20 protein-coding genes and 3 pseudogenes are annotated in these 19,642 nt (G+C 66.3%); 14 read left to right on the top strand and 9 right to left on the bottom strand.

Features of this window, described 5'->3' with window-relative positions; all coding sequences use genetic code 11:
- Positions 1–636: 636 nt before the first annotated feature.
- The gene (locus AC1RIF_RS19420; protein ID WP_492602995.1) at positions 637–1,194 is read right to left on the bottom strand and encodes an HD domain-containing protein; all 558 of its coding nucleotides are present in this window, start codon (positions 1,192–1,194) and stop codon (positions 637–639) included.
- Positions 1,191–2,294 carry a 2-trimethylaminoethylphosphonate dioxygenase gene (tmpA, locus tag AC1RIF_RS19415; RefSeq protein ID WP_492602994.1) on the bottom strand — a complete coding sequence of 368 codons (1,104 nt, stop codon included), beginning with the start codon at positions 2,292–2,294 and terminating at the stop codon, positions 1,191–1,193. The genes AC1RIF_RS19420 and tmpA overlap by 4 nt, the downstream gene beginning before the upstream one ends.
- A 301-nt stretch (positions 2,295–2,595) precedes the next feature.
- Between tmpA and AC1RIF_RS19410 the strand changes: the two genes are divergently transcribed.
- The 7 genes and pseudogenes from AC1RIF_RS19410 (at position 2,596) to ccsB (ending at position 8,658) form a co-directional block, all read left to right on the top strand.
- Positions 2,596–3,744 carry an ABC transporter substrate-binding protein gene (locus AC1RIF_RS19410; protein ID WP_492602993.1) on the top strand — a complete coding sequence of 383 codons (1,149 nt, stop codon included), beginning with the start codon at positions 2,596–2,598 and terminating at the stop codon, positions 3,742–3,744.
- Positions 3,745–4,632, top strand: a complete 888-nt coding sequence (locus tag AC1RIF_RS19405) for an ABC transporter permease (RefSeq protein WP_492602992.1) — start codon at positions 3,745–3,747, stop codon at positions 4,630–4,632.
- A 110-nt stretch (positions 4,633–4,742) separates the two neighbouring features.
- Positions 4,743–5,516, top strand: a complete 774-nt coding sequence (locus AC1RIF_RS19400) for an ABC transporter permease (protein WP_492602991.1) — start codon at positions 4,743–4,745, stop codon at positions 5,514–5,516.
- Positions 5,513–6,574, top strand: coding sequence for an ABC transporter ATP-binding protein (locus tag AC1RIF_RS19395; protein WP_492602990.1), 1,062 nt, complete (start codon positions 5,513–5,515; stop codon positions 6,572–6,574). Before AC1RIF_RS19400 ends, AC1RIF_RS19395 begins: the two co-directional genes overlap by 4 nt.
- Positions 6,571–6,792: pseudogene (locus tag AC1RIF_RS19390) on the top strand (GntR family transcriptional regulator); the annotation flags it as partial. The gene AC1RIF_RS19395 and the pseudogene AC1RIF_RS19390, both read left to right, overlap by 4 nt.
- A 48-nt stretch (positions 6,793–6,840) precedes the next feature.
- Positions 6,841–7,356 carry a GntR family transcriptional regulator gene (locus AC1RIF_RS19385; protein WP_492603145.1) on the top strand — a complete coding sequence of 172 codons (516 nt, stop codon included), beginning with the start codon at positions 6,841–6,843 and terminating at the stop codon, positions 7,354–7,356.
- Positions 7,357–7,689: 333 nt separating this feature from the next.
- The gene (gene ccsB, locus AC1RIF_RS19380; protein ID WP_492602989.1) at positions 7,690–8,658 is read left to right on the top strand and encodes a c-type cytochrome biogenesis protein CcsB; all 969 of its coding nucleotides are present in this window, start codon (positions 7,690–7,692) and stop codon (positions 8,656–8,658) included.
- Between the two features lie 158 nt (positions 8,659–8,816).
- Here ccsB and AC1RIF_RS19375 read toward each other — a convergent pair whose 3' ends face one another.
- Complete coding sequence (locus AC1RIF_RS19375) at positions 8,817–9,332, bottom strand: hypothetical protein (protein WP_492602988.1); 516 nt, start codon at positions 9,330–9,332, stop codon at positions 8,817–8,819.
- Positions 9,333–9,377: 45 nt separating this feature from the next.
- The gene (locus AC1RIF_RS19370) at positions 9,378–9,680 is read right to left on the bottom strand and encodes a hypothetical protein (protein ID WP_492602987.1); all 303 of its coding nucleotides are present in this window, start codon (positions 9,678–9,680) and stop codon (positions 9,378–9,380) included.
- A 49-nt stretch (positions 9,681–9,729) separates the two neighbouring features.
- Between AC1RIF_RS19370 and AC1RIF_RS19365 the strand changes: the two are divergent.
- Positions 9,730–10,011 (top strand): annotated as a pseudogene (locus AC1RIF_RS19365) (6,7-dimethyl-8-ribityllumazine synthase); the annotation flags it as partial.
- Positions 10,012–10,015: 4 nt separating this feature from the next.
- On the opposite strand, the gene AC1RIF_RS19360 reads toward AC1RIF_RS19365, so the two are convergent.
- On the bottom strand, positions 10,016–10,681 hold the full coding sequence (locus tag AC1RIF_RS19360) for a DUF6891 domain-containing protein (protein WP_492602986.1): 666 nt from the start codon (positions 10,679–10,681) through the stop codon (positions 10,016–10,018).
- A gap of 95 nt (positions 10,682–10,776) precedes the next feature.
- Between AC1RIF_RS19360 and AC1RIF_RS19355 the strand changes: the two genes are divergently transcribed.
- The 6 genes and pseudogenes from AC1RIF_RS19355 to AC1RIF_RS19330 all read left to right on the top strand — a co-directional run bounded on the left by AC1RIF_RS19355 (position 10,777) and on the right by AC1RIF_RS19330 (position 13,988).
- Positions 10,777–11,694, top strand: a complete 918-nt coding sequence (locus tag AC1RIF_RS19355) for a poly(ethylene terephthalate) hydrolase family protein (protein WP_492602985.1) — start codon at positions 10,777–10,779, stop codon at positions 11,692–11,694.
- Positions 11,695–11,851: 157 nt separating this feature from the next.
- Entirely contained in the window at positions 11,852–12,190 is a 339-nt protein-coding gene (locus AC1RIF_RS19350; protein ID WP_492602984.1) for a hypothetical protein, read from the top strand.
- Between the two features lie 121 nt (positions 12,191–12,311).
- Complete coding sequence (locus tag AC1RIF_RS19345; protein WP_492602983.1) at positions 12,312–12,779, top strand: SRPBCC family protein; 468 nt, start codon at positions 12,312–12,314, stop codon at positions 12,777–12,779.
- Between the two features lie 93 nt (positions 12,780–12,872).
- Positions 12,873–13,193, top strand: coding sequence for a carboxymuconolactone decarboxylase family protein (locus AC1RIF_RS19340; RefSeq protein ID WP_492602982.1), 321 nt, complete (start codon positions 12,873–12,875; stop codon positions 13,191–13,193).
- Positions 13,141–13,575: pseudogene (locus AC1RIF_RS19335) on the top strand (sigma factor); the annotation flags it as partial. The gene AC1RIF_RS19340 and the pseudogene AC1RIF_RS19335, both read left to right, overlap by 53 nt.
- 137 nt (positions 13,576–13,712) lie before the next feature.
- Positions 13,713–13,988 carry a sigma-70 family RNA polymerase sigma factor family protein gene (locus AC1RIF_RS19330; RefSeq protein WP_492603151.1) on the top strand — a complete coding sequence of 92 codons (276 nt, stop codon included), beginning with the start codon at positions 13,713–13,715 and terminating at the stop codon, positions 13,986–13,988.
- Positions 13,989–14,044: 56 nt separating this feature from the next.
- Here AC1RIF_RS19330 and AC1RIF_RS19325 read toward each other — a convergent pair whose 3' ends face one another.
- From AC1RIF_RS19325 to AC1RIF_RS19310, 4 genes are all read right to left on the bottom strand, one after another.
- On the bottom strand, positions 14,045–15,043 hold the full coding sequence (locus AC1RIF_RS19325; protein WP_492602981.1) for an ABC transporter substrate-binding protein: 999 nt from the start codon (positions 15,041–15,043) through the stop codon (positions 14,045–14,047).
- A gap of 117 nt (positions 15,044–15,160) precedes the next feature.
- Entirely contained in the window at positions 15,161–15,937 is a 777-nt protein-coding gene (locus AC1RIF_RS19320; protein ID WP_492602980.1) for a helix-turn-helix transcriptional regulator, read from the bottom strand.
- 101 nt (positions 15,938–16,038) lie between these two features.
- Complete coding sequence (locus AC1RIF_RS19315) at positions 16,039–16,845, bottom strand: phosphatidylglycerol lysyltransferase domain-containing protein (RefSeq protein WP_492602979.1); 807 nt, start codon at positions 16,843–16,845, stop codon at positions 16,039–16,041.
- Between the two features lie 144 nt (positions 16,846–16,989).
- Complete coding sequence (locus AC1RIF_RS19310) at positions 16,990–19,416, bottom strand: helix-turn-helix transcriptional regulator (RefSeq protein WP_492602978.1); 2,427 nt, start codon at positions 19,414–19,416, stop codon at positions 16,990–16,992.
- Positions 19,417–19,642 lie beyond the last annotated feature (226 nt).

Here is a 19,642-nt window from a genome sequence, read left to right as displayed (position 1 = left end):
CTCCAGATCGTCGTGCCTGAGGAATTCATCCTCGACGGGATGAGTGCGTTCCCTGTACCGGGCGCCAGCGCGGAGCACTCACGGACTTTCTACGAGCTGACAGCAGCGACCAACCCGGCGATGCTCATCAACGTCCGCGCTGAACCGGAACCACCCAGCAACAACAATTGCTCTCGAGGCTGGACCGACCCGACGGGTCAATCCCATCCAGCTCCCAGATCCCAGATCCCAGATCCCTAGAATCCCGAGTGCCGGGCCCCCGCAATGGACGGCACGGGATATCTGTCGGGAGATGTGTGATTCACGGACGGTTTCCTGTTCGACGATCTCTGAGGTGGAGCCCTGCCGACCGAGAGGACTACATGGCGCCGCCTTCGATCTCGGCCGGTCTGGCCAAGCGACCCTCAACGAACCATCAGCGGGGTCTGAACCGGCGTGCACACATTCGCGTTTCCCCTCTTCGCGTCGGCGGCCCGGACGTGGACAACCCAGGTCGATCCAGACCTGTTCCCGGGACTGGATCGACATGCAGCCGACCTGAACCCCTATGGACGATTGGCGGCGCCGGCCCGGCCGATCTCGCACCGGGACCGGCGTCGGGTGTCCGGTCCCGGTGTCTGGGATGTGGACTGCCACTCAGCCGTGCCGGCTTCTGTCGAGAGTGTCGATGTCGGTCCGGAAATCGGCCAGTGTGACCACCGGCGCGTTCGGGTCCTTTCCGAGATCGTCGAACTTGCGCAGTTGCACCGCCTGCTCCGCGAATCGTTCCGATTCGAATGCGGCAATTTCGTCGGCATTCATCGTGCCTCCTTGGACTGCCATCGTGTATTTCGAAGCGTCGGAGAGCTTCTCGTAGTAGGTCGGGTCAACGGCACAGAGGTAACGCTTGGCTGCAACGTGCAGCCTGATCGGTTCCGTCACTGCTTCGTCGAACCATTGGGACAGCCACGTGGCGGCCGCGGTGTCGTGATGGTTGTCGCTTCCCCGCATGAGGTCGCGTCCGCTTGCTGCGCCGGAAAAGTGTCCGACGTCGTGAAGTACGGCTGCGACAACAACCGTGATCGGCGCTCCCGCCTCGCGGGCTACCCGCCCGGTCTGCAGCATGTGCTGAGCCATGGACACCTGCTCGCCGAGATAGTCACGGCCCCCTTCCCCCTCGAACAGGGTGACGATCGCGTCGTATGCCGAGCTCATCGGTTCACCTTTGCGAGCTGGAGGGTGCTGAGGAGTCCATCGAGATCTGCGTACGCGCCCTGGAGATGCCGTCCGCCGGCCGATGCGAAGGCCGTACGGGAGTGCAGCAGCCTGGTGTTGTCGAAAATGAGACAGTCGCCCGGGTCGAGCTGGAAATCCAGCTGCGCCTCCGGGGCGCAGATCAACTCGGCGAAGGCTCGGTAGGCGGCGTAGAAGCGCCGCTGCTGGTCCGTGGCCATCCGGGGGACCTCGATCGATCGGTTGTTGAACCGGATCTCCCGGATTCGCTGCTGGGAGTCGATCGAGATGAGCGGTACCTGCGCAGCCAGGCGAGTGCTCCCACTACCGAAGCGGTAGACGACCTGAGTGGTGGCGAGGAGGTCGAACGATTCGGGGTCGGTTTCGCGGAGTGCGGCTGCCGCGGCGAAACCGTCGACGAGCCCGGACTCGCCACCGACAGCGGCGTTGTGTAGACAGTGCAGCAATTGGAGGGTCGGCACGGGGTCGCGATAGGGGTTGTCCGTGTGAGGACTGATTGCGCGGCCGGTGAACGCCAAGTTCACCGGGTTCTCCTCGACACGAACATCGAAGACTTTGCCGTAGTTCGTCTCTCGTACGAACCCGAACCTCTCGGCCACGGAGACAACCTGGCCGGGTTCGGTCGGGACGCCACCGAGCACCACGAAGCCGCGGTCGACGACCGACTGCAGGGCGTGCGACGGATCGGAAAGGTAGGCCTCCCAGGTCACCCGCTCGACAGGCGGCAGGTCCGCCGCACGCAACCACAGTTGCTTCGAATCGTGGGTCCGCGCGTCCGCGTATCCTGAGCCGGCGTTCGAGAGTAGCTGTCGCAGTCCGAATGTCGAGCGATGCCCGTCGGGTGAGAACTCGATCTCTACGTTCTCCCCGCGGATCTGCGCATCGGCGATACGCACGTCCGCGGGGAGTTCCACGATGTTGAACAATCTCTGCCCACTGCTGGAGTCTCGACTGTCCGGCCCTTGACAGGTGTCCCGCAGCCAGATGGCGGCGATGTCGATCCGATTGACGGGGGTGTTCAGTCGGAGATCACCGTCGACGACCGACACTGAAACCTGCATGTCTTCCTCAACTTGGCTATACATGTTTCAGGACCTTGCACGGCAACTGAGACCGAGCAACGAAGCGTCGGTGAACAGGCGGTTTCCGATTGGCGAATCCTGCTGTTCGGTGACTGTGAAGTGTGGGCCGACGATTCTTCCATGTGGTTCAGAGGTAGGAGGATTCGTCGTCTTGTCATATTCAGGACGTGTTCACCCGTCATACGTGCGAGATATCTTGGCTATACAACTTGCGCACGGAGAGTCTGTACAACCCGGCCGTGAGGGCCAACGAAAACCTCTCTCTTCCTTGGAGTTACACGTGCGCAGAGCAACTATCCACAAGAAGTCACGAGCCGCCCTGGTCGTTGCCGCGGTGGGAGCGGTAGTCCTGACCTCCGCAGGCTGCACCACAAAGTCCGAGGCATCGAATTCCGCCTGGGCCACCGCAACCTCTGCGACCGAGGCCGGTGGAATGGAAGCCCTCATCGCCGCGGCCCAAGCCGAGGGTGCCCTGAATCTCATTGCGGTTCCACGCGACTGGGCCGGTTATGGCGAGTTGATGGACAAGTTTGCCGCCAAGTACGGAATCACGGTCACCATGGACAACCCGGAAGCCAGCAGTGCCGACGTCGTCAACGCGGTCAAGACCCTTCGCGGCCAGGACCGGGCACCGGATGCGGTCGACGTCGGCACCGCGTACGCGATCAGCGGTGACGCGGAGGGACTGTACGCCCCCTACAAGGTCGCGACCTGGGACGATATCCCCGAGTCGCACAAGTCGCCGACCGGCACCTGGCATGCGGACTACGGCGGATACATCTCCATCGGTTGCGATGCCGCGCGGGTTCCTGTGTGCCCCACCTCGTTCGCCGATCTCGCGAAGCCCGAGTACAAGGGGAAGGTGGCGCTCACCGGAGATCCGCTCAAGAGCAACTCGGCGATGATGGCGGTGTGGTCAGCCGGGCTCGCCAACGGCGGCTCGCTCGACGACATCGGTCCGGGCATCGACTACTTCGGCCGGCTCGAGTCGGCCGGCAACTACGTCCCGGTGAAGGCGACCGCGGCAACCATTCAGTCCGGCGAGACACCGATCGTCGTGGATTGGGACTACCTGAACGCCGCTCAGGCAAAGGATCTCGCGAAGTCGGGAGTCCAGTGGACCGTCGCGGTCACGGACGATGCGACGATCGGCTCCTACTATGCGCAGGCCGTCAGCGCCACCGCTCCGCATCCCGCCGCTGCCCGCCTCTGGCAGGAGTTTCTGTACAGCGACGAAGGCCAGAACGGCTACCTCGCCGGCTACGCGAGGCCGATCCGGCTGCCGGCGATGGAGACGGCGGGAACCGTCGACCCCGCGCTGTCCGACCTACTCCCGGAGGTCAACGTGCCTGTCGAGTATCCAACCGATGCGCAGGCAGTCGCGGCCAAGACCACGCTGACCCAGTCCTGGGCGAGCACGGTGCGATAGATGAGCGCACAACTGGCAGTTGGACGCTCGCGGCGGGTATGGAGCTGGCTCGGTCTCGTTCCCTTCTTCGGCTGCCTCTCGGTGTTCTTCCTACTCCCCACCACCGTCATCGGATACTCCGCGTTCCGGGTGGGAGGCCATGACGAAGCGGAATCCTTCGGCGTCGCAAACATTGTCGCGGCACTTCAAGGCCCCTACCTCGACGGTCTGCGGAACACCGTGATGATCGCCCTGGTCTGCGCCGTACTCGCCGCGGTTCTCGGCATGGCTCTCGCATACGCGGTCGCCACCAGCCGGCACAGCGTACTGCGCCGTCTCGTATCGACCAGTTCTGCAGTGCTCGCGAACTTCGGCGGTCTGCCGCTGGCGTTTCTGTTCGTCGCTGCGATCGGCAATGCCGGCGTCGTCACCACGTTCGTCCAGGAGCAGTGGGGAGTCTCGTTGAGCGAGGATCTCCACCTGAATCTGTACACCCGCAGTGGAGTTCAGTTCGTATACCTGTACTTCTTGATTCCGCTCATGGTGCTCGTGATCACCCCCGCAATCGAGGGCTTGCGTCCGGAGTGGCGAGAGGCGGCCGAAGGGCTCGGCGCTCGTGGCTGGCAGTACTGGCGCTACGTCGCGGGACCGGCGCTCGCCCCGCACTTCCTGGCCAGCATCGCCCTGCTCTTCTGTACCGCGTTCTCTTCCTATGCCACGGCAGAGGCCCTGACGAACGGCACCCTCGCCATCACACCGTTGCAGATCGACGCGGCCGTATCCGGGAACGTCCTCGTCGGCCAGGAGAACATCGGGGCCGCGTTGGCGCTGGTCATGATCGCAGTCGTGGTGCCGCTGACGGTGCTCTACCAGTACATGCTCAAGAGGAGGTCGACGTGGTTGCAGTGATGGAGAGGGGGATCCCGGGACCCGGAACGGTGACAGAGCGCCCACCCCGACGACGGTCGCCCCGGAGTGACCGGGTCGGACGTCCGCAGATTCGGTACTGGCGCGGTCTCGTGCTGGGCGCTGCTGCGCTGTACTTCATCGGTCCCGCACTGGTGGCATTCTGGTTCACCATCGACGGCCCCGACGGTCCCACGCTGGACACCTACACCCGACTGACGTCCGCCCCCGGGTTCGGCGACGCGATGATCACCTCCCTGACGCTCGGGGTGCTGGCCGTGGCGATCACCCTCGGTCTCATGGTTCCGACCATGCTGCTGGTACACCTCCGCCTGCCGCGGATGCGGTCCTGGATCGAAGTGTGCACGCTACTACCGATGGTGATCCCGCCGGTCGCACTGGTCGTCGGGGTCCGCTCGATCCTCGGCTGGGGAAACACCAGTGACTACGTGGAGATCACCGCAGTGTTCACCGCTCTACAGGATCACTCTCTGCCATTGATCCTGGCACTGATGTATGTGGTGCTGGCGCTGCCGTTCACTTACCGCAGCCTGGACGCCGGCTTGCGCGGCTCCCGACTCACGGTTCTGGTCGAAGCTGCACAGAACCTGGGAGCGCGCTGGCCGACAATTCTGTGGCGCGTCGCGCTACCGGCCCTGCGCACGTCGATTCTCAATGCCGGATGCCTGACCTTCGCCCTCGTCATGGGTGAATACACCCTCGCCAAGATCCTGATCTTCCCTACCTTCCCGGTCTGGCTCGCACAGTCGGGCGCCGCCGACGGCCAACTTCAGGTCGCACTGTCCCTGCTGAGTCTGGTCGGAACCTGGGCACTCCTGCTGGTCGTCGTGGCAATTGCAGACCGAAACCGAAAGGTACGCAGATGATTTCCCCGAACAGAGTCGACGACACGGGCTCCTCCATCTCGTTCGTCGACGTCACCCGCACCTACGGCTCGGTCCACGCGCTGGACGGACTCAGCCTCGACATCGCACCCGGCGAACTGATTGCCCTGCTCGGTCCGTCCGGATGCGGCAAGACAACCGCGCTGCGGATGCTGGCCGGTTTCGACCAGCCGACCAGTGGTCAGATCCTCGTCGACGGTCGCGACGCCTCGGGACTGCCCGCCAACCGTCGCGGTATGGGAATGGTGTTCCAGGCCTACAGCCTGTTCCCCACCATGACCGCAGAGGACAACGTCGCATTCGGTCTCGAACTGCGGGGCCGCCGCCACCGTCGCGAACACCGCGCCCGCGCCCGCGACCTGCTCGACTTGGTGGGCCTCGCGGATCACGCCTCGAAGTTCCCGCACCAGATGTCGGGCGGTCAGCAACAGCGGGTCGCTCTCGCCCGGGCATTGGCAATTGCGCCACGAGTGCTGCTGCTGGACGAGCCGTTGTCCGCGCTCGACGCCAAGGTCCGCTACCAGTTGCGCGAAGAAATCCGTCGGCTGCAACTCGAGTTGGGCGTCACTACCGTCCTGGTCACCCACGACCAGGAGGAGGCCCTGGCCGTCGGGGATCGCGTTGCGGTGATGCGGGCCGGACGAATGGAGCAGTGCGCACCCCCGAGCCAGCTTTACCAACGGCCCGCGACACCGTTCGTCGCCGAGTTCGTCGGCACCATGAACCACGTGTCCGCGACGGTCGTCGATGGACAACGCGTTCGGTTCGGAGACCAGATCCTCGACTGCGACGGTCCCGTCGAGAAGACCGGCGCGGTCACCGTACTCGCTCGGCCGGAAGCAGTTCTGGTCGACGCGGCGCCGAACGGCGACACCATCGTCAAGGCCGCGACGTTCTACGGCGCGACAACTCGCCTCCGGCTGGTCCGCCCCGACGGCACCGAGTTGCTTGCGGATGTGGCGAGCCATCGAGGTTTCGATCTGCAACCCGGTGTGCGCGTGGCGGTTTCACTACTCGACAGGCCCGTACTGATCGCATGACACAGAAATTTGGACAGGACCACATGATGGCAAACGCATCGGCTCCGACGCCGCTGTACCGGTCCATCGCAGCAGACCTGCGGGCGGAGATCGAGCGCGGCGACTACGACGATGCCGCTCTACCTTCGGAGAACGACCTCGCCGCTCGGTACGACGTCTCTCGCGGAACCATTCGACAATCGTTCGCGTTCCTGCGAGCGACTGGGGTGGTCTCATCGAGGCGCGGCGCCCGACGGCAAGTACGGAATGGTCCACGGGTGCAGTCGATGACCGAACTGCTCAGCTTCTCGCGATGGGCAGTTGCAGTCGGCGAGCGCCCGAGTAGCAGGACGCTGCAGACCGCACTGGTGGACCCCTCCGCGCTGGTCCAGGAGAAGCTCGGCCTGGCAGACGGTGAGAAGGCTCTTCACGTCGAGCGACTGCGCCTGCTGAGCGGAAACCCTGCCATGCTCGAAAGCACCTACTATCCGGCGTGGCTCGAGACTGTGCTCGCCGAGATCGATCTCGATACCGAATCGATCACCGAGCGACTGGAGGAACGGGGCATCGTCTTCGCGGATGCAGAGCATTCCATCGACGCAGTCGCAGCGACATCGCGGGAGGCGGAGTTGATCGACACGCAGGCCGGGGCGCCACTGCTCCGGACAATACGCCGGACCACAGATCCAGCCGGCGCAGTGCTCGAATGCTCGATCGACCTCTACCCCGGTTCTGCGGTGTCATTCGTTGTCCGCAACTCCATCGCGGCAGGTGCCACCAGTCGGATCAACTTACCCCGGTGATACATGATCAAGGCAAAGTGCGGGAGCCGTGACTCGTCGGAGATTCGGCTCATCAGGAAGGGGCCGGTGGCGTCGCAGACCAGGCCGAGCGCGAAGGCGCCGGCAAGCGTGATGACGATATCGCGATAGCCAGCATGCCTCGACACCAGCCGGGATGTGTTGCCGATCCACGGCGCCTCACCGCAACGTCCAGAAGCCGCTTGACTGCCGGTGAAATGCAGTCACCTCCGGACCCCGGAGTCACGTGAGCTCAGCGACGGACCGTTCCACCCCGGCCCAATGCGCCACCCTCTACTATTCGGCGTAGTAGCCGATAGGTGACGAGGGGGGCTCATGCCGGTCAACACCACACTTGCGCAGTTCAGCGACTACGCGTCCGCGTCCGCGTTCACGATCTACGTTCTCGCTCTGGTTCTTTCGACTTTCGATTTTGCGGGCACATCCGTTCGCCGCCGAGTCGCAGCGGACGCAAGGACGATGGTCGCGGTCGGCGCATCCGCCCCGGAAGCGCCTGAGCGGATTCCGGCCGCGGACAGCATCCGCCCGCGGAGCGAGAGAGCGGGCCGGGCCGCCGTCGCGGTCACCCTCGTTGCCCTTGCGCTGAACGTGGCGGCAATCGTCCTACGCGGCATGGCGACCGACCGGTGGCCGCTGGGCAACCTCTACGAGTACGCCCTGTTCCTGTGTGCGGCAACTGTCGCGTGTTGGCTAGTCGCCGTGCGGCGGTATCCGATCCGCAACCTGACGGTCTTCGTACTCGCACCGGTGGTCGTGCTGCTGTTCATCGCAGCAGCCGCGATGTACAACGACGCCGCTCCCGTCGTGCCTGCGTTGCGGTCCTACTGGATCGCGATTCACGTGACAATCATCGTGTCCGCGTGTGGGATCCTCACGTTCGCCGGCACCTCCAGCCTGCTCCAGGTCATCGCCACTCACGGGCGCGACAGCGCCCGCCGCCCGCTCACATGGGTCGCGAACCGCCTCCCATCCGCGGAACTGCTCGATCGGGTCGCATACCGCACCACCATCGTCGGCTTCCCGCTCTACACCATCGGGGTCATCTGTGGCGCGATCTGGGCCGAGGCGGCGTGGGGGCGCTTCTGGGGGTGGGACCCGAAGGAGACCGTCTCCTTCATCGCGTGGGTGCTCTACGCCGCCTACCTGCACGCCCGAGCCACGAGCGGATGGGGAACCCTCCGCGCGTCATGGATCAACGTCGCCGCCCTCGCCACCACACTGTTCAACATGTTCGCCATCAACTTCGTCGTCTCGGGCCTGCACTCCTACGCGGGACTCAACTAGCGGGCGTCCCTACCGGACACGACGGTTGGGTGCGTCGAGCGCCCTCGGCCGCCGGGCTCGTTCCTGGCACATTTCGCGGACGATCCAGGGTCGCTATCGAAACCGGGACTGATTCCTACCGGCTCACCACGCTCGCGAGGCCGTTACCGCGGATAGGGCTAGGTGTCGTATTCTCCGTCGTCCCACGGGGCGTAGAAGGCCATATAGTCGCCCGGTTCGACCGTGACATTCCAGTACCACTCGGGGTCGTCCTCCGAGTCCGGACCGTTGAGAATCAATCCGAACTCGTGCCCGTGCACGGTGACGGAGAACGGGGCCACGGTAATGTCGCCGAACTCGACGGGTTGAATCTCCGCAAGCAGGCGCTCGACGGCATTCTGCTGCTCGTCGAAGTGCACGACACTACCGGGAAGCACGCCATCCCCGGGTCGAGTTCCCAGTGGAACAATCGTCGAATCCACAAGCGTGCCATCCGCATCGAACAGATATCTGGCTGCGAACTCCGCTCCGGACGCGTCCTCGATCCGCGAGGCGAACGGAGTCGTGACAAAGAACTGACGGCCGTCGACCGTCGTCCCGACAAGCGCCGCGTGATAGTCGTCGTGCGCAATCACGAGGACCCGGGGAGCCGGCTGTCCATCGGCATCCAGCAAACCGGCATCGAGATGATTCACCCGACAAGGGTAACGATCGGTCGGTGCCGCCCCGACCGGCCACCGCTAGCCGCCGGGGTCGCCGTCTGAGACGGGACACTGCCAGCCGCGCAGGAGCCGCTCCGCTCGCCCAACCAGCTCTGCCCGACTGGGACGCCGAGCGCCTGCGAGCACTGCATACAGCGCCGGACCGATCAGCTCACGTTGCACACTCACGGTGTCGGCGGCAGTGGGTAGGTCGCCGCGTTCGACCAGGCACCGGACCAGTCGATCGGTACTGGGACCGAACACGTCGACCTTCCGCACCAGCGCCATCACCTCCGCGTCGTGCTGCGCCTCCCAGGAGCGCGCGGTACGCGATACCGGCATGCGCGGTCTCCAGAAAGCGATGTGCGGCATCGAGAAAGTCGGCCACGGGGCGAGGACGGGGAAGCCCCGAGCCATCGTCGCGGTCGGGTTCGTCCCGGACGGAGGGATCTACCGGAACGACTTCGTGTCGTCGTCCGTGATCGACGCCCTGATGCGCGTCCAACTCGAGACCGACGTTCCCGTGCTCTCCGGGGTGCTGACCCCTCACCACTTCCACGACCACAGCGACCACGCGGAGTTCTTCGGGGCGCACTTCGAGAAGAAGGGCAGGGAGTTGGCGCAGGCCTGTGCGCGAACACTCACAGCGCTCGACACGGTCGAAAGCCCCTAGCGCGCTACGCCTCGATCGGCGCGTACCAGTCGGCGTTCTCGAGCAGCACCCGCGTACCCAGGTCGCCATTCCATTCCGGTTCGATGCCGTGTCGCCGCAGGACGGGAAACACCACGTCGTCGAGTAGGCGCTTCACATCGGCCGCGTAGAGGGCTTCCTTCGCTTCTTCGCTGAGCCCGTCGTAGGCGGCCTCGTCGTGTGTTTCGGGCGGAAACGCGCCGTAACCGATGTAGGTCTGGCCGTCCTCGACGAGACGGTCGGTGTCCTGCTGGTGGAAGTACACGTAGCCCTGCCAGTGGCGGCTGTCGTCACGCTCGCCCCAGATCTCGCCGGATGCGCAGCTGCCACAGCAGGCGAAGTCCACGCGGGCGACCACGCCGTTGGCATTGAGTTCCTCGAACGCGGCGACCGTTCTGGACGTGTACGCCCCGATCTCCGCCTGCTGGCGCAGCCGGGCAGCACGGAGCGCGCCGAACGCCGCCGCGAGCTGCTCCTCGGTGAGGTCGTAGTCCTCGCTGTAGAAGTCGATGAAGTCGTCGACGTCGCCTCGACCGGTGACCAGCTGAGCCCAGATCTGCTGGCCGAGCTCGGCGCGGTCGTCCTCGTCGAGGGGCAGATCGGGCAGGATCGCATAGGTCGGGAACGTGTTCGGGTCGGACAACGCGCTCACGGCGCCACCTCCGGATAGCTGACGGAACCAGGCAAATCACCCGGCAGCCAGGAGACTACGACTCCTCCTGCGCCGACACTGGGTAGGGTCCGTTCGTGACGTTACGACGACCGCCCCTCGCCACTCGACGCACCCGGACACTGCTCCTCGCGACGATGATCGCGATGCCGCTGGCGTCCGGATTCTCCGCACCGGTCCTCGCGTCGGTTCCTGCGGCAAGCCCCACGGCGCCCGCGGCTCCCGCTGCACCGGAACGGCTACCCGTCAGCGAGCGCTACGCGGCCACCGGCATCCACGCCGTGACATCGGTGGCGGTGCCCGGATACCAGGTGTTCCACCCCGCCGACATCGCCACCAGCCCCGATCGCCATCCGGTGGTCACCTTCGGCAACGGAAGCTACGCGACGTACGAGCAGTACGAGGAGTTGCTACGCCACCTGGCCTCGTGGGGCTTCGTCGTCGTGGTCGCCGACAGCAGCGTCACCGGCGACGGGACCGAGATCCTGGCCGCCGCGCGCTACGTTCTGGCACGGAACGACGACCCGGAGAGCATCTTTCACGACCGGATCGACGTCGCCCACGTCGCCGCCGTCGGACATTCGCAGGGCGCCGGCGGATCGATCAACGCCAGCACCGACTCCGACGGTCTGATCACCTCCACCGCCGTGCTCGACCTGCCCGATCCCTGGTGGGCCAGCCGGCCCGTCGACGTGATCGACGTGGCGCGGCTGACGGGTCCGGTGTTCTACCTGACCGGGGCCGAGGATCCGGTCTCGACGGCCATACCGCAGGCCGCCTATCACGCCGTGAGCCCGGGGCCCGCCGCCCGCGGCCGACTGCTGGGGGTGGGCCACAACTGGCCCACCGACGGAGGCGGATTCCGCGGGTACCTCACCGCGTGGCTGCGCTTCACCCTGACGGACGACGCCGACGCCGCACGGGCCTTCGTCGGCCCGGCACCGGAACTGTTGTCCGATCCACTGTGGGGCGGAACTGCGGTCAAGGGTTGGTGAGGCCCTCATGAGTTCCGAATCGGCAGGTGCACGCGACGTGACCGCGAACTTCGCTCAGTGGAACGCGGATACGCGTTTCTCCGCACTACACTCATTGGTTCCCACGGATGGCGACGGACCTCTGCTGGCCCCCTTTCTGCTCGCGGTCGCGGCCGACGTGTCTGAAGACGACCTGGTGCGGATCGAAGCGGTGCGGGTCTTCGCGATCCTTCGGATCGAGGACGATTCCCTCGCCGACAGATGCCGCGCAACGCTGATCGAGCTGGCCCGGGCCGACGACGATTGGGCTGTCCGCAACGCTGCCGGCTGCGCGGTGTTCGACCTTCCCGGCGCCGAACGTGAACTCGAGACGATGCGCGCCGTCGTCGCGGCCGAGCGAGAGTCGTTCGTGCGCGAGAATGTCGGAGCAGCACTGAACATGTTCGTCCGGCGCCGCGATTCCGATCAGGAGCCCTCTGCAGCCGCGGCCACCAATCGGTCGACCGATCCGATCTGATTGCAGCCCAGGGCCACCTACCGTCGGTGAGGCCGTCGCGCCGCACGGTTACCCTGTCCGAGACACTTCGCCCTGGGCCCGTACGTACATGGCCGGGCCGAGCCGATCATGGGGGGCAGACATGGGCTACGCATCCTTCACCAACTGGCGACTGCTGCAGGGCGATCCGGATCTGATCTGGCGTGCGTTCACGCACCCGTGCGAGACGGCGCAGTACGAGGAACACAAGACGGAAACCGTCCTCGCGCCCGATTTCGCAATGACTGCCGGCCACAGCTGGGACAGCAAGCACGGCGAGGAATGCGACTTCGACGTCGTGCGATGGACCATCACTCGGCACGTGCCGAACAAGGTGTTCGAGTTCACCGGCAAGCAGCGGGGAGTCCGCCAGAACGTGGAACTCACCATGGACCCCAAGGATGGCGGCTTCGTCGTGACCGAGACGATTCGGTTCCGTCCCGCGTTCGCCGGCAAACCCGGAGGGCACCCGCTGGCGTGGCTGCTTCTTGGCACCGGCCTGCTGGCCAAGATCGGCGATGACCGCGGAGAGAATCTCGACCTGCTCGAGCAGCATGTCGCCGTCATGTAGCGAAATAGTGAGACCTGCGTCACATCCGGTCGCATACTTCGAGCCGGCCTCGTCCTCCCACCGACCGCGAAACACGCATCAGGAGGACGCACGATGAACGCTCGTCTCGACTTCTACGGCAACGCAACCGCCGCCAAGTTCGCCAAGTACATCAACTCGGCGGGCAAGGTGATCAGCGAGTCCACGCTGCCTGCCGCGACCCAGGAACTGGTCAAGCTCCGCGCCAGCCAGATCAACGGCTGCGGGTTCTGCACCGACATGCACACCAAGGACGCCGCCCACGCCGGCGAGACCTCCGTGCGGCTGAATCTGATCGCAGCCTGGCGTGAGGCAACGGTGTTCACCGACGCCAATCGGATGAATGTCATCGCGGCCACCCCGGCAGGCAGCTACACCCCCGGCCAGTGGAGCTGACATGTCCGCCGCCACGGAGTTCAACGACCTGCGACCACGCCTCATCGGCGTGGCCTACGGCCTGCTCGGCAGCGTGACCGAAGCCGAGGATGTCGTGCAGGACGCCTGGATTCGGCTGCAACGCAGCGATCTTGCCGAGATCGACGACCTCACCGGATGGCTGGTGACCACCACCTCACGGCTCGCGCTGGACGTTCTGCGTTCGGCGCGCAATCGGCGGGAAAGCTACGTCGGCCCCTGGCTGCTGGAACCGGTGGAGACCGCCTCCGATCCGGCGGATTCCGTCAGTCTGGCGGACTCGATTTCGTGGGCGATGCTGGTCGTTCTGGAAACCCTGGCCCCCGCGGAACGAGCGGCATTCGTACTGCACGACTTGTTCGGGCTGTCGTTCACCGAGATCGGCACGGTGCTGGGCCGCAACCCCGCCGCCTGTCGCAAACTTGCGTCGTCAGTGCCTTCGCCGACGCTGCGGCGTCCGGGGACCTCCAGGGCCTACTGCGGATCCTCGCTCCGGACGCCGTGCTCACCGCCGACGGTGGCGGCATCGTCCGTGCGGCACTCGAACCGATCCTCGGCGCCGACGCGATCGCCGCATTCCTGGCCGCCGTCGCAAGTCAGGGGCCACGCAAGACCATGCGCGCCACCACGGTCAACCACAACCCGGCGCTGCTGGTGTTCGTCGGCGACAGCCTGGACGGCGTCGTCGCCCTCGGCATCACCGACGATCGCGTCACCTCGATCGACTTCGTCCGCAACCCGCAGAAGCTGATCCGCGTCGGCCGCTTCGCCCGCTGAGCACCGACTCCCTGGTACCGCTCGTGCAGGCGAGTTCGTCTGCGTCCTGGGATCGTTCAGAACCGAGTGATCCGCTGGAGGATCTCCTCGATCTCTTCGAGGTTGTCCTGACCCCACTCGAAGGACGACGTTGCCGGCGAGTCGAAGCCCTCGACGACGTTACCGGCCTGCACGGCGGGCAGGGACTCCCAGACTCGGTAGCCCGCGTATCGGGAAAGCTGTCGAGGCTCGAGGACGACGATGAACCCGGCGTTGCCGAGCTTCTCGAGTTGCTCGTCCGAGATCCACGACCACTCCTTGCTGGACTTCGCCTCACCGTCGGTGGGTTCACGGAAGACCGCGTCGATGTCGACCCAGGCCGGGGTGGGCCATCCTCCCGGCGCGTAGCTCGCCCAGGTGGCGTCGTTGGTGTTGAGCGAGACGACCGCGAGCGGCATCGAGTCGAGCAGGTCCCTGTACGTCGTCGAGATCGCCGCGGCGCGTGCGTCGTATGCGGCTTGCTGCTCCTCGGCCCGATCGCGACGGTTGACGGCGTCGGCGACGCTGAGCGCACGCTCCGACCACGATCCTGTGAGGTCGACGTGGAACAGCGGCGCCACCTTCGCGAGACGGTCGAGCGTCCCCGACTCCGGGAAATTCGCGTCGACGATGATGAGGTCCGGTTCCAGGTCGAGCACCTTCTCGACATTGATCTCGGCATAGCTGCTGACCTGTTCGACGTCGCCGAGCGCTTCCGTGTAGCGCTCGGGGCGACTGCCCGGCTCTTCGATGCCCTGCATGACGCCGACGGGGATGACACCCACGTCGACGAGAACACTCGACGAGAAGAAGTCGGTCGCGACGACACGCTGGGGGTCGGTGGGGATCTCGACCTCGCCGAGAGCATCGGTGACGACGCGTGTCTCCGCGCCGACCGTCCGTGTCGGCTCGTCGCCGGTCGTGGCACAGCCGGTCAGGGCTGCACCGGTGACGCCGATGGCAGCGACGACGGCGGCGAGGCGCAGCGGCCCCCACTGGGTGCGAGGACGCGGAAGCAGGCGAGGTGAAGAGGGCACGAGGATTCCTTCAACCGGGAGAGACACTGGTAGTTAGGCATGGCTTGCCTGACTCCAGGCTAGATCAGTCAAATGCCGGTATCTGGTCGGATGATGACGGTTTTCGCCACCCGCGATTCAGGCTCGCCGCGCCTCGAAACAGGCGGCCGGGGTGGTGCCGACGACCGCGCGGAAATGGTCGATGAAGGTGCTCGTGCTCGCATAGCCGAGCCGGCGCGCCGTGGTCGCGACAGGCTGTCCCGAACCGAGCATCACCAGGGACGCTCGAACCCGCGCGCGGATACGCCACTGGGTGAGCGAGAGGCCTGTCTCCTGCGCGAAAGCGCGCGCGAGTTGACGAGCCGGCATTCCGACGCGCAGTGCCCAATCTTCCGTCGTGTCCGAAGACGCCAACGAGGCGAGGATCCTCTCGGCGACGAAGAGCAGTCGTCGACTCTCGGGCATCTTCAGGTCCACCTGGGCGCCCGGAATCGGGCGCAGCAGCTCGACGACGAGCTCCTGCAATCGCATCCGGGTCCCGTCCGGCATCGCCTCCGCCGCGTTCAACAAGAGAAGCTCGCGGACGGCGGGAAGCAACTCGACGATCACGGCCTCCTCGGGCAGGTGCCGCACGACGCCGCGCCCGAAGAACGTTGCGTGCAGGATCGTGTCGGCTGCCACGTCGATCGAGTGCGGCAGTCGGCGCGGCACCCAGATCGCGCGGTGCGGGGGCACCGTCCAGATCGCGCCCGCGGCACTCACGCGCATGACCCCCGCCGTGGTCCAGATCAGTTCGTCGTACTCGTGAGTCTCCATCGTCCACGAGCGGATGCTGTGCGTCGCGTGCCGCTCCGTTGTCAGCAGGAAGCCGCGGATGCTTCCCGCCGTGAGGGTTGGAGGGTCCGCAGAAGTCACATCAACCAGATTAGGTGTCGCCCCGCACATCCTGGCCGATCGGCCACCTCCTGCACGTGGGCGGCAAGGCGTGCGCGGGCACGCCTTGCCGCCGACGGGCGCTACCGTTCGTGCGCACCCGCACCCGTATGTGCGTGTGCCCGCACCGGGAACAGCGGCCGCCACGCCCAGTGCGCGCCGAGGCTGGCCCGCGCCCGCAGGAAACCCAGGCCGAGTACCAGGCCGAAGATCAGGTGCCCGATCAGCGACAGTGTGATCGTCGTCGGGGTGAGTGGAAACATCTCGTGCTGACCGTGCGGCGACAGCGCAACCGTCCCGATCAGCCCGGCCCAGACGGGGAACACCGCGCCGGCGACGAACGACAGGAGGACGGTGCGGCGCGACCGGTGCTGGAGACCCACCGCGAGGGCGATGAGGAAGAAGGCGATGCCGATGCCGCCGCCGTCGCCGAGGTAGCGCCACAGGTAGCCGACGATCGCACCGGTCTGGGCGTCGGTTCCCGAGTGGAGCCAGGTCCCCATCTTCGGGATGAAGTCGTCCCAGAGGCCGAGCAGATACACCGTGTCGAGGCGGAAGACGTCGTAGACCAGACACGCGAACATCCCCCAGCCGAGGCCGTGGCCGACGATGCGGTCGATCGGGTGGGGAGCGAACACACACAACACGGCGAGCGCGGCCGCGAGCGGAATGATCACCAGCGCACCGGTGGCAGTCATCGGCACGACGCCGAACACCTGCGCCGAGATCGCGAGCAGCGGGAGCGAGGCGAGCAACAGATACATCCCGATCCGGGCGAAGGCCCAGTGGTGCCGGACCTCCGCCCGGACGGACTCGACGGCGGGCGAGACTGCACCCGGCGGCCCGTGTTCGTGCACGTCGGGGACGGTGATGCCGAGAATTCGGGGCATGGCGGCGGGTTCCTTTCGGTCGCTGGGCGTCCATCGACGAGTTGTCGATGTCCGCGATACCCAGCGTCCGTCGAGCCCCTGCCCGCGAATAGTGCCCCGAGGGGTGGTGACAGCCACCCCTGACATCCACACCGCCGCGAACCCTCAGGTGATCAGACCGCTCCGGTAGGCGGTCTCGAGCGCTTCCTCCCGCGAATGGGCGCCGATCTTCCGGTAGACCGAGCGCAGCTGGGTCTTGACGGTGTTGGTGGACACGAAGAGCTTCTTGGCGATCTCGGCAATCGAACGCTCCGACGCCAGTTCGGTGAGCACCGCCCGCTCGCGTTCCGTCAGCACCACGTGAGGCACCGCGGCCGGGAAGATCTCCGGCGCGTCCGACGCCAGGAAGGCTGCCGCCGCGGTCGACGGGGCGGAGGACGCCGCTTCCAGCTCCCGCAGCAGCCCCCGAGGCACCGTGGCCAGGGTGCCGATCAGCTCCGCTCGGTCGGCCAGTTCGGATGCGCGATCCCACGCCCGCGCCGCGGCATCGTTCGCGCCGAGCGCGTGATGCGCGGCCGCCTCGATCAGCAGCACCTCGAGCTGGTTGCGCGGGAACTGGTGGTCGAACGAGCGGCACAGCGTCAGCGCGGCCGCCGGGGATCCGGTCAACAGGTGGGTACGGGCGGCCGCGACCACCAGCAGCGAACGATCGGGGACGATCGGTTCGAGGATCGACAGTGCCCGGTTCCCCTCGCCGAGAGCCAGCCGCAGATCCACCTCCAACGAGGTCAGCCCCTGTGCCACTGGCGAATCGGCGTGCAGGACCGAATCGTGCGACGCGATCGCACGCTGCAGGATCGCCATACCGGTATAGGCCTGCCCGGTCGCCAGCGCATGGCGGCAGTGCGCGAACGTGATGAACGGCCACAGCTCCTCCCGCTCCGGCGCCTCGCCCAGTTCGTCGAGGTGCCCACGACAAGCGGCGAAGTCGAGCCGGTCGAGCGCAACGAGGGCGCGCGCAACGAGACCGCCCACCTTCACCATCGCCTCGAGCCAGTCGTCGGCGCGAGGTTGCGCATCCTCCCGCGTGAGCCAGTCCTCGGTACGCCGTGGATCGCCGATGATCGCCCAGTTCATCGCCGCATTCGCGGCGGCGTTGCGGGCGATGAAGCCGCCTCCCTCGGACAGGCCGCCGTGATAGGCGAGTCGGAGTTCGGTCGTCGATTCGGCGAGGGCACCCGCGAGCTGGTACGTGATTCCCCACTGCACCCGCATGATCGGCAGCTGCGGGAGGATGCCGTCCGGTCGGGTCGCGAGCGCCCCCCGAACCAGATGATCCAGACGCCGGGTCAGTTCCGCCGCCCGTTCGTGCTCGCCGGCGAGCCTCAGCATCAGCGACTGGACGCACCCGATGCTGAGGGCGTTCGCCCCCTCGTCGGATGCACCGAGCTGCTCGAGCGCGCTCGGCTCACTCGGCAGTGCATCCATCGGGATCGTCGGTCGGGCACCCAGCAGGCTGAACAGGTCGCGTCCCGCCTTGATCGTGGGACGCGCGTCGAGTAACTCGGCGGGTAACGCGCTGAGGGTTTCGCGGAGAAGCCGGAAATGGCCACCGACCAGGCTGACCCAGTGCCTGTCGATGAGGTCCACCACCAGGTCCCAGTTCCGGGCCTCGCCGGCGTAGATCAACGCGTCCGCGACACGACCGCGCTCGGACTCGTGTCGAGACATCAACGTCAGACGCTCGGCCGCAGCAGTCCGATCCTGGAGAGCGAGGAGCCGCTCACGGACGGGCGGCGCGAACTCCCACGAATCGTGCGTCGTCGTCTCGCACCGCTTGACGATCCCGGCGACCTCGAGGGACGAAAGCTGTTGCGCAGCATCGTCGACCCCGGTCAGCAGGGCAGCCGTCTCGATGGTGACGGCGCGTGCCGTGGCCACCGTGACGACGAAATCGGGGTCGGCCACCGCCGGGTGCGCGAGAATCGTCGACTGCACGAACCGGTCCAGCGCGGTATCGATTCGATGCGCCAGCAGCTCGCGCCGATCGGACCGCGTCGGGAGGTTCTTCGCGACCACCGTTGCGATCCGCGCCAGCGCGGGAAGTGAGCCGACCCGCTCGCGGATGTAGTCCAACTCGCCCGGGCCGAGCACGATCTCGGCGTGCGCGAACAGATCCTCGACCTCCTCGCGGGTGTACAACAGATCGTCCGCGAGGATCAGCTCGTGAGCAGGCTCCACGGGGGCCGGGTCGGCGAACAGCGAGGACCGGCACGCCGTCACGACGACAGTGACGCTGCGGCACCGCGCGAGCAGATCGAGGATGTCGGACTCGATCCGGTCGTCGTTCACCAGGTCGACACGAGCGAGGACCAGCAGGGTCGGAGTGCTGCTGAGGGCCAGGCATTCTCGCACCTGCTCGGCGGTCGACAGTGCCGGGACGTTCAGAACCTGTTCCCCGGCAATCGCACCCGACACCCGGATACAGTCCGAGACCGTACGCCAGTAACTCTCGGCATCGCCGGCGTCGGCCGGCTCGGGAATCCAGAGCACCGCACCGAAGTCAGTGCCCGGCGATTCCAACCAAGTCACGACCAACTCGGTCTTGTCCCATCCCAGGGGCGCTCGGATGACCGTAAGCGGGGCCCGCCGATCCAGGCGGGTCAACAGCCGCCGGCGCGCCGGCCCCCACGTGGTATCTCGTCTCGGTGCCGTGCCCGAGCCGCGAACGTCCCGACGCTCTCTCATCACGCACCACCCCGGACTCGGCCTCGGTCGCATCCCACCGTGTCAACCCGAGGGAGCCGACACTTCCGTT

Source organism: Prescottella sp. GW823-FHT02E09, assembly GCF_058797375.1.
Note: the sequence above shows the minus strand (reverse complement) of the source record. Positions and strands in the feature narration are given on the sequence as shown.

Bases quoted from the DNA above. Each gene is read 5' to 3' on its own strand.
- AC1RIF_RS19395 (WP_492602990.1), top strand. From the start codon at position 5,513: ATGATTTCCCCGAACAGAGTCGACGACACGGGCTCCTCCATCTCGTTC.
- AC1RIF_RS19315 (WP_492602979.1), bottom strand. From the start codon at position 16,845: ATGCCCCGAATTCTCGGCATCACCGTCCCCGACGTGCACGAACACGGG.
- AC1RIF_RS19370 (WP_492602987.1), bottom strand. From the start codon at position 9,680: ATGCCGGTATCGCGTACCGCGCGCTCCTGGGAGGCGCAGCACGACGCG.
- AC1RIF_RS19420 (WP_492602995.1), bottom strand. From the start codon at position 1,194: ATGAGCTCGGCATACGACGCGATCGTCACCCTGTTCGAGGGGGAAGGG.
- ccsB (WP_492602989.1), top strand. From the start codon at position 7,690: ATGCCGGTCAACACCACACTTGCGCAGTTCAGCGACTACGCGTCCGCG.
- AC1RIF_RS19340 (WP_492602982.1), top strand. From the start codon at position 12,873: ATGAACGCTCGTCTCGACTTCTACGGCAACGCAACCGCCGCCAAGTTC.
- AC1RIF_RS19385 (WP_492603145.1), top strand. From the start codon at position 6,841: ATGACCGAACTGCTCAGCTTCTCGCGATGGGCAGTTGCAGTCGGCGAG.
- AC1RIF_RS19405 (WP_492602992.1), top strand. From the start codon at position 3,745: ATGAGCGCACAACTGGCAGTTGGACGCTCGCGGCGGGTATGGAGCTGG.
- AC1RIF_RS19345 (WP_492602983.1), top strand. From the start codon at position 12,312: ATGGGCTACGCATCCTTCACCAACTGGCGACTGCTGCAGGGCGATCCG.
- tmpA (WP_492602994.1), bottom strand. From the start codon at position 2,294: ATGCAGGTTTCAGTGTCGGTCGTCGACGGTGATCTCCGACTGAACACC.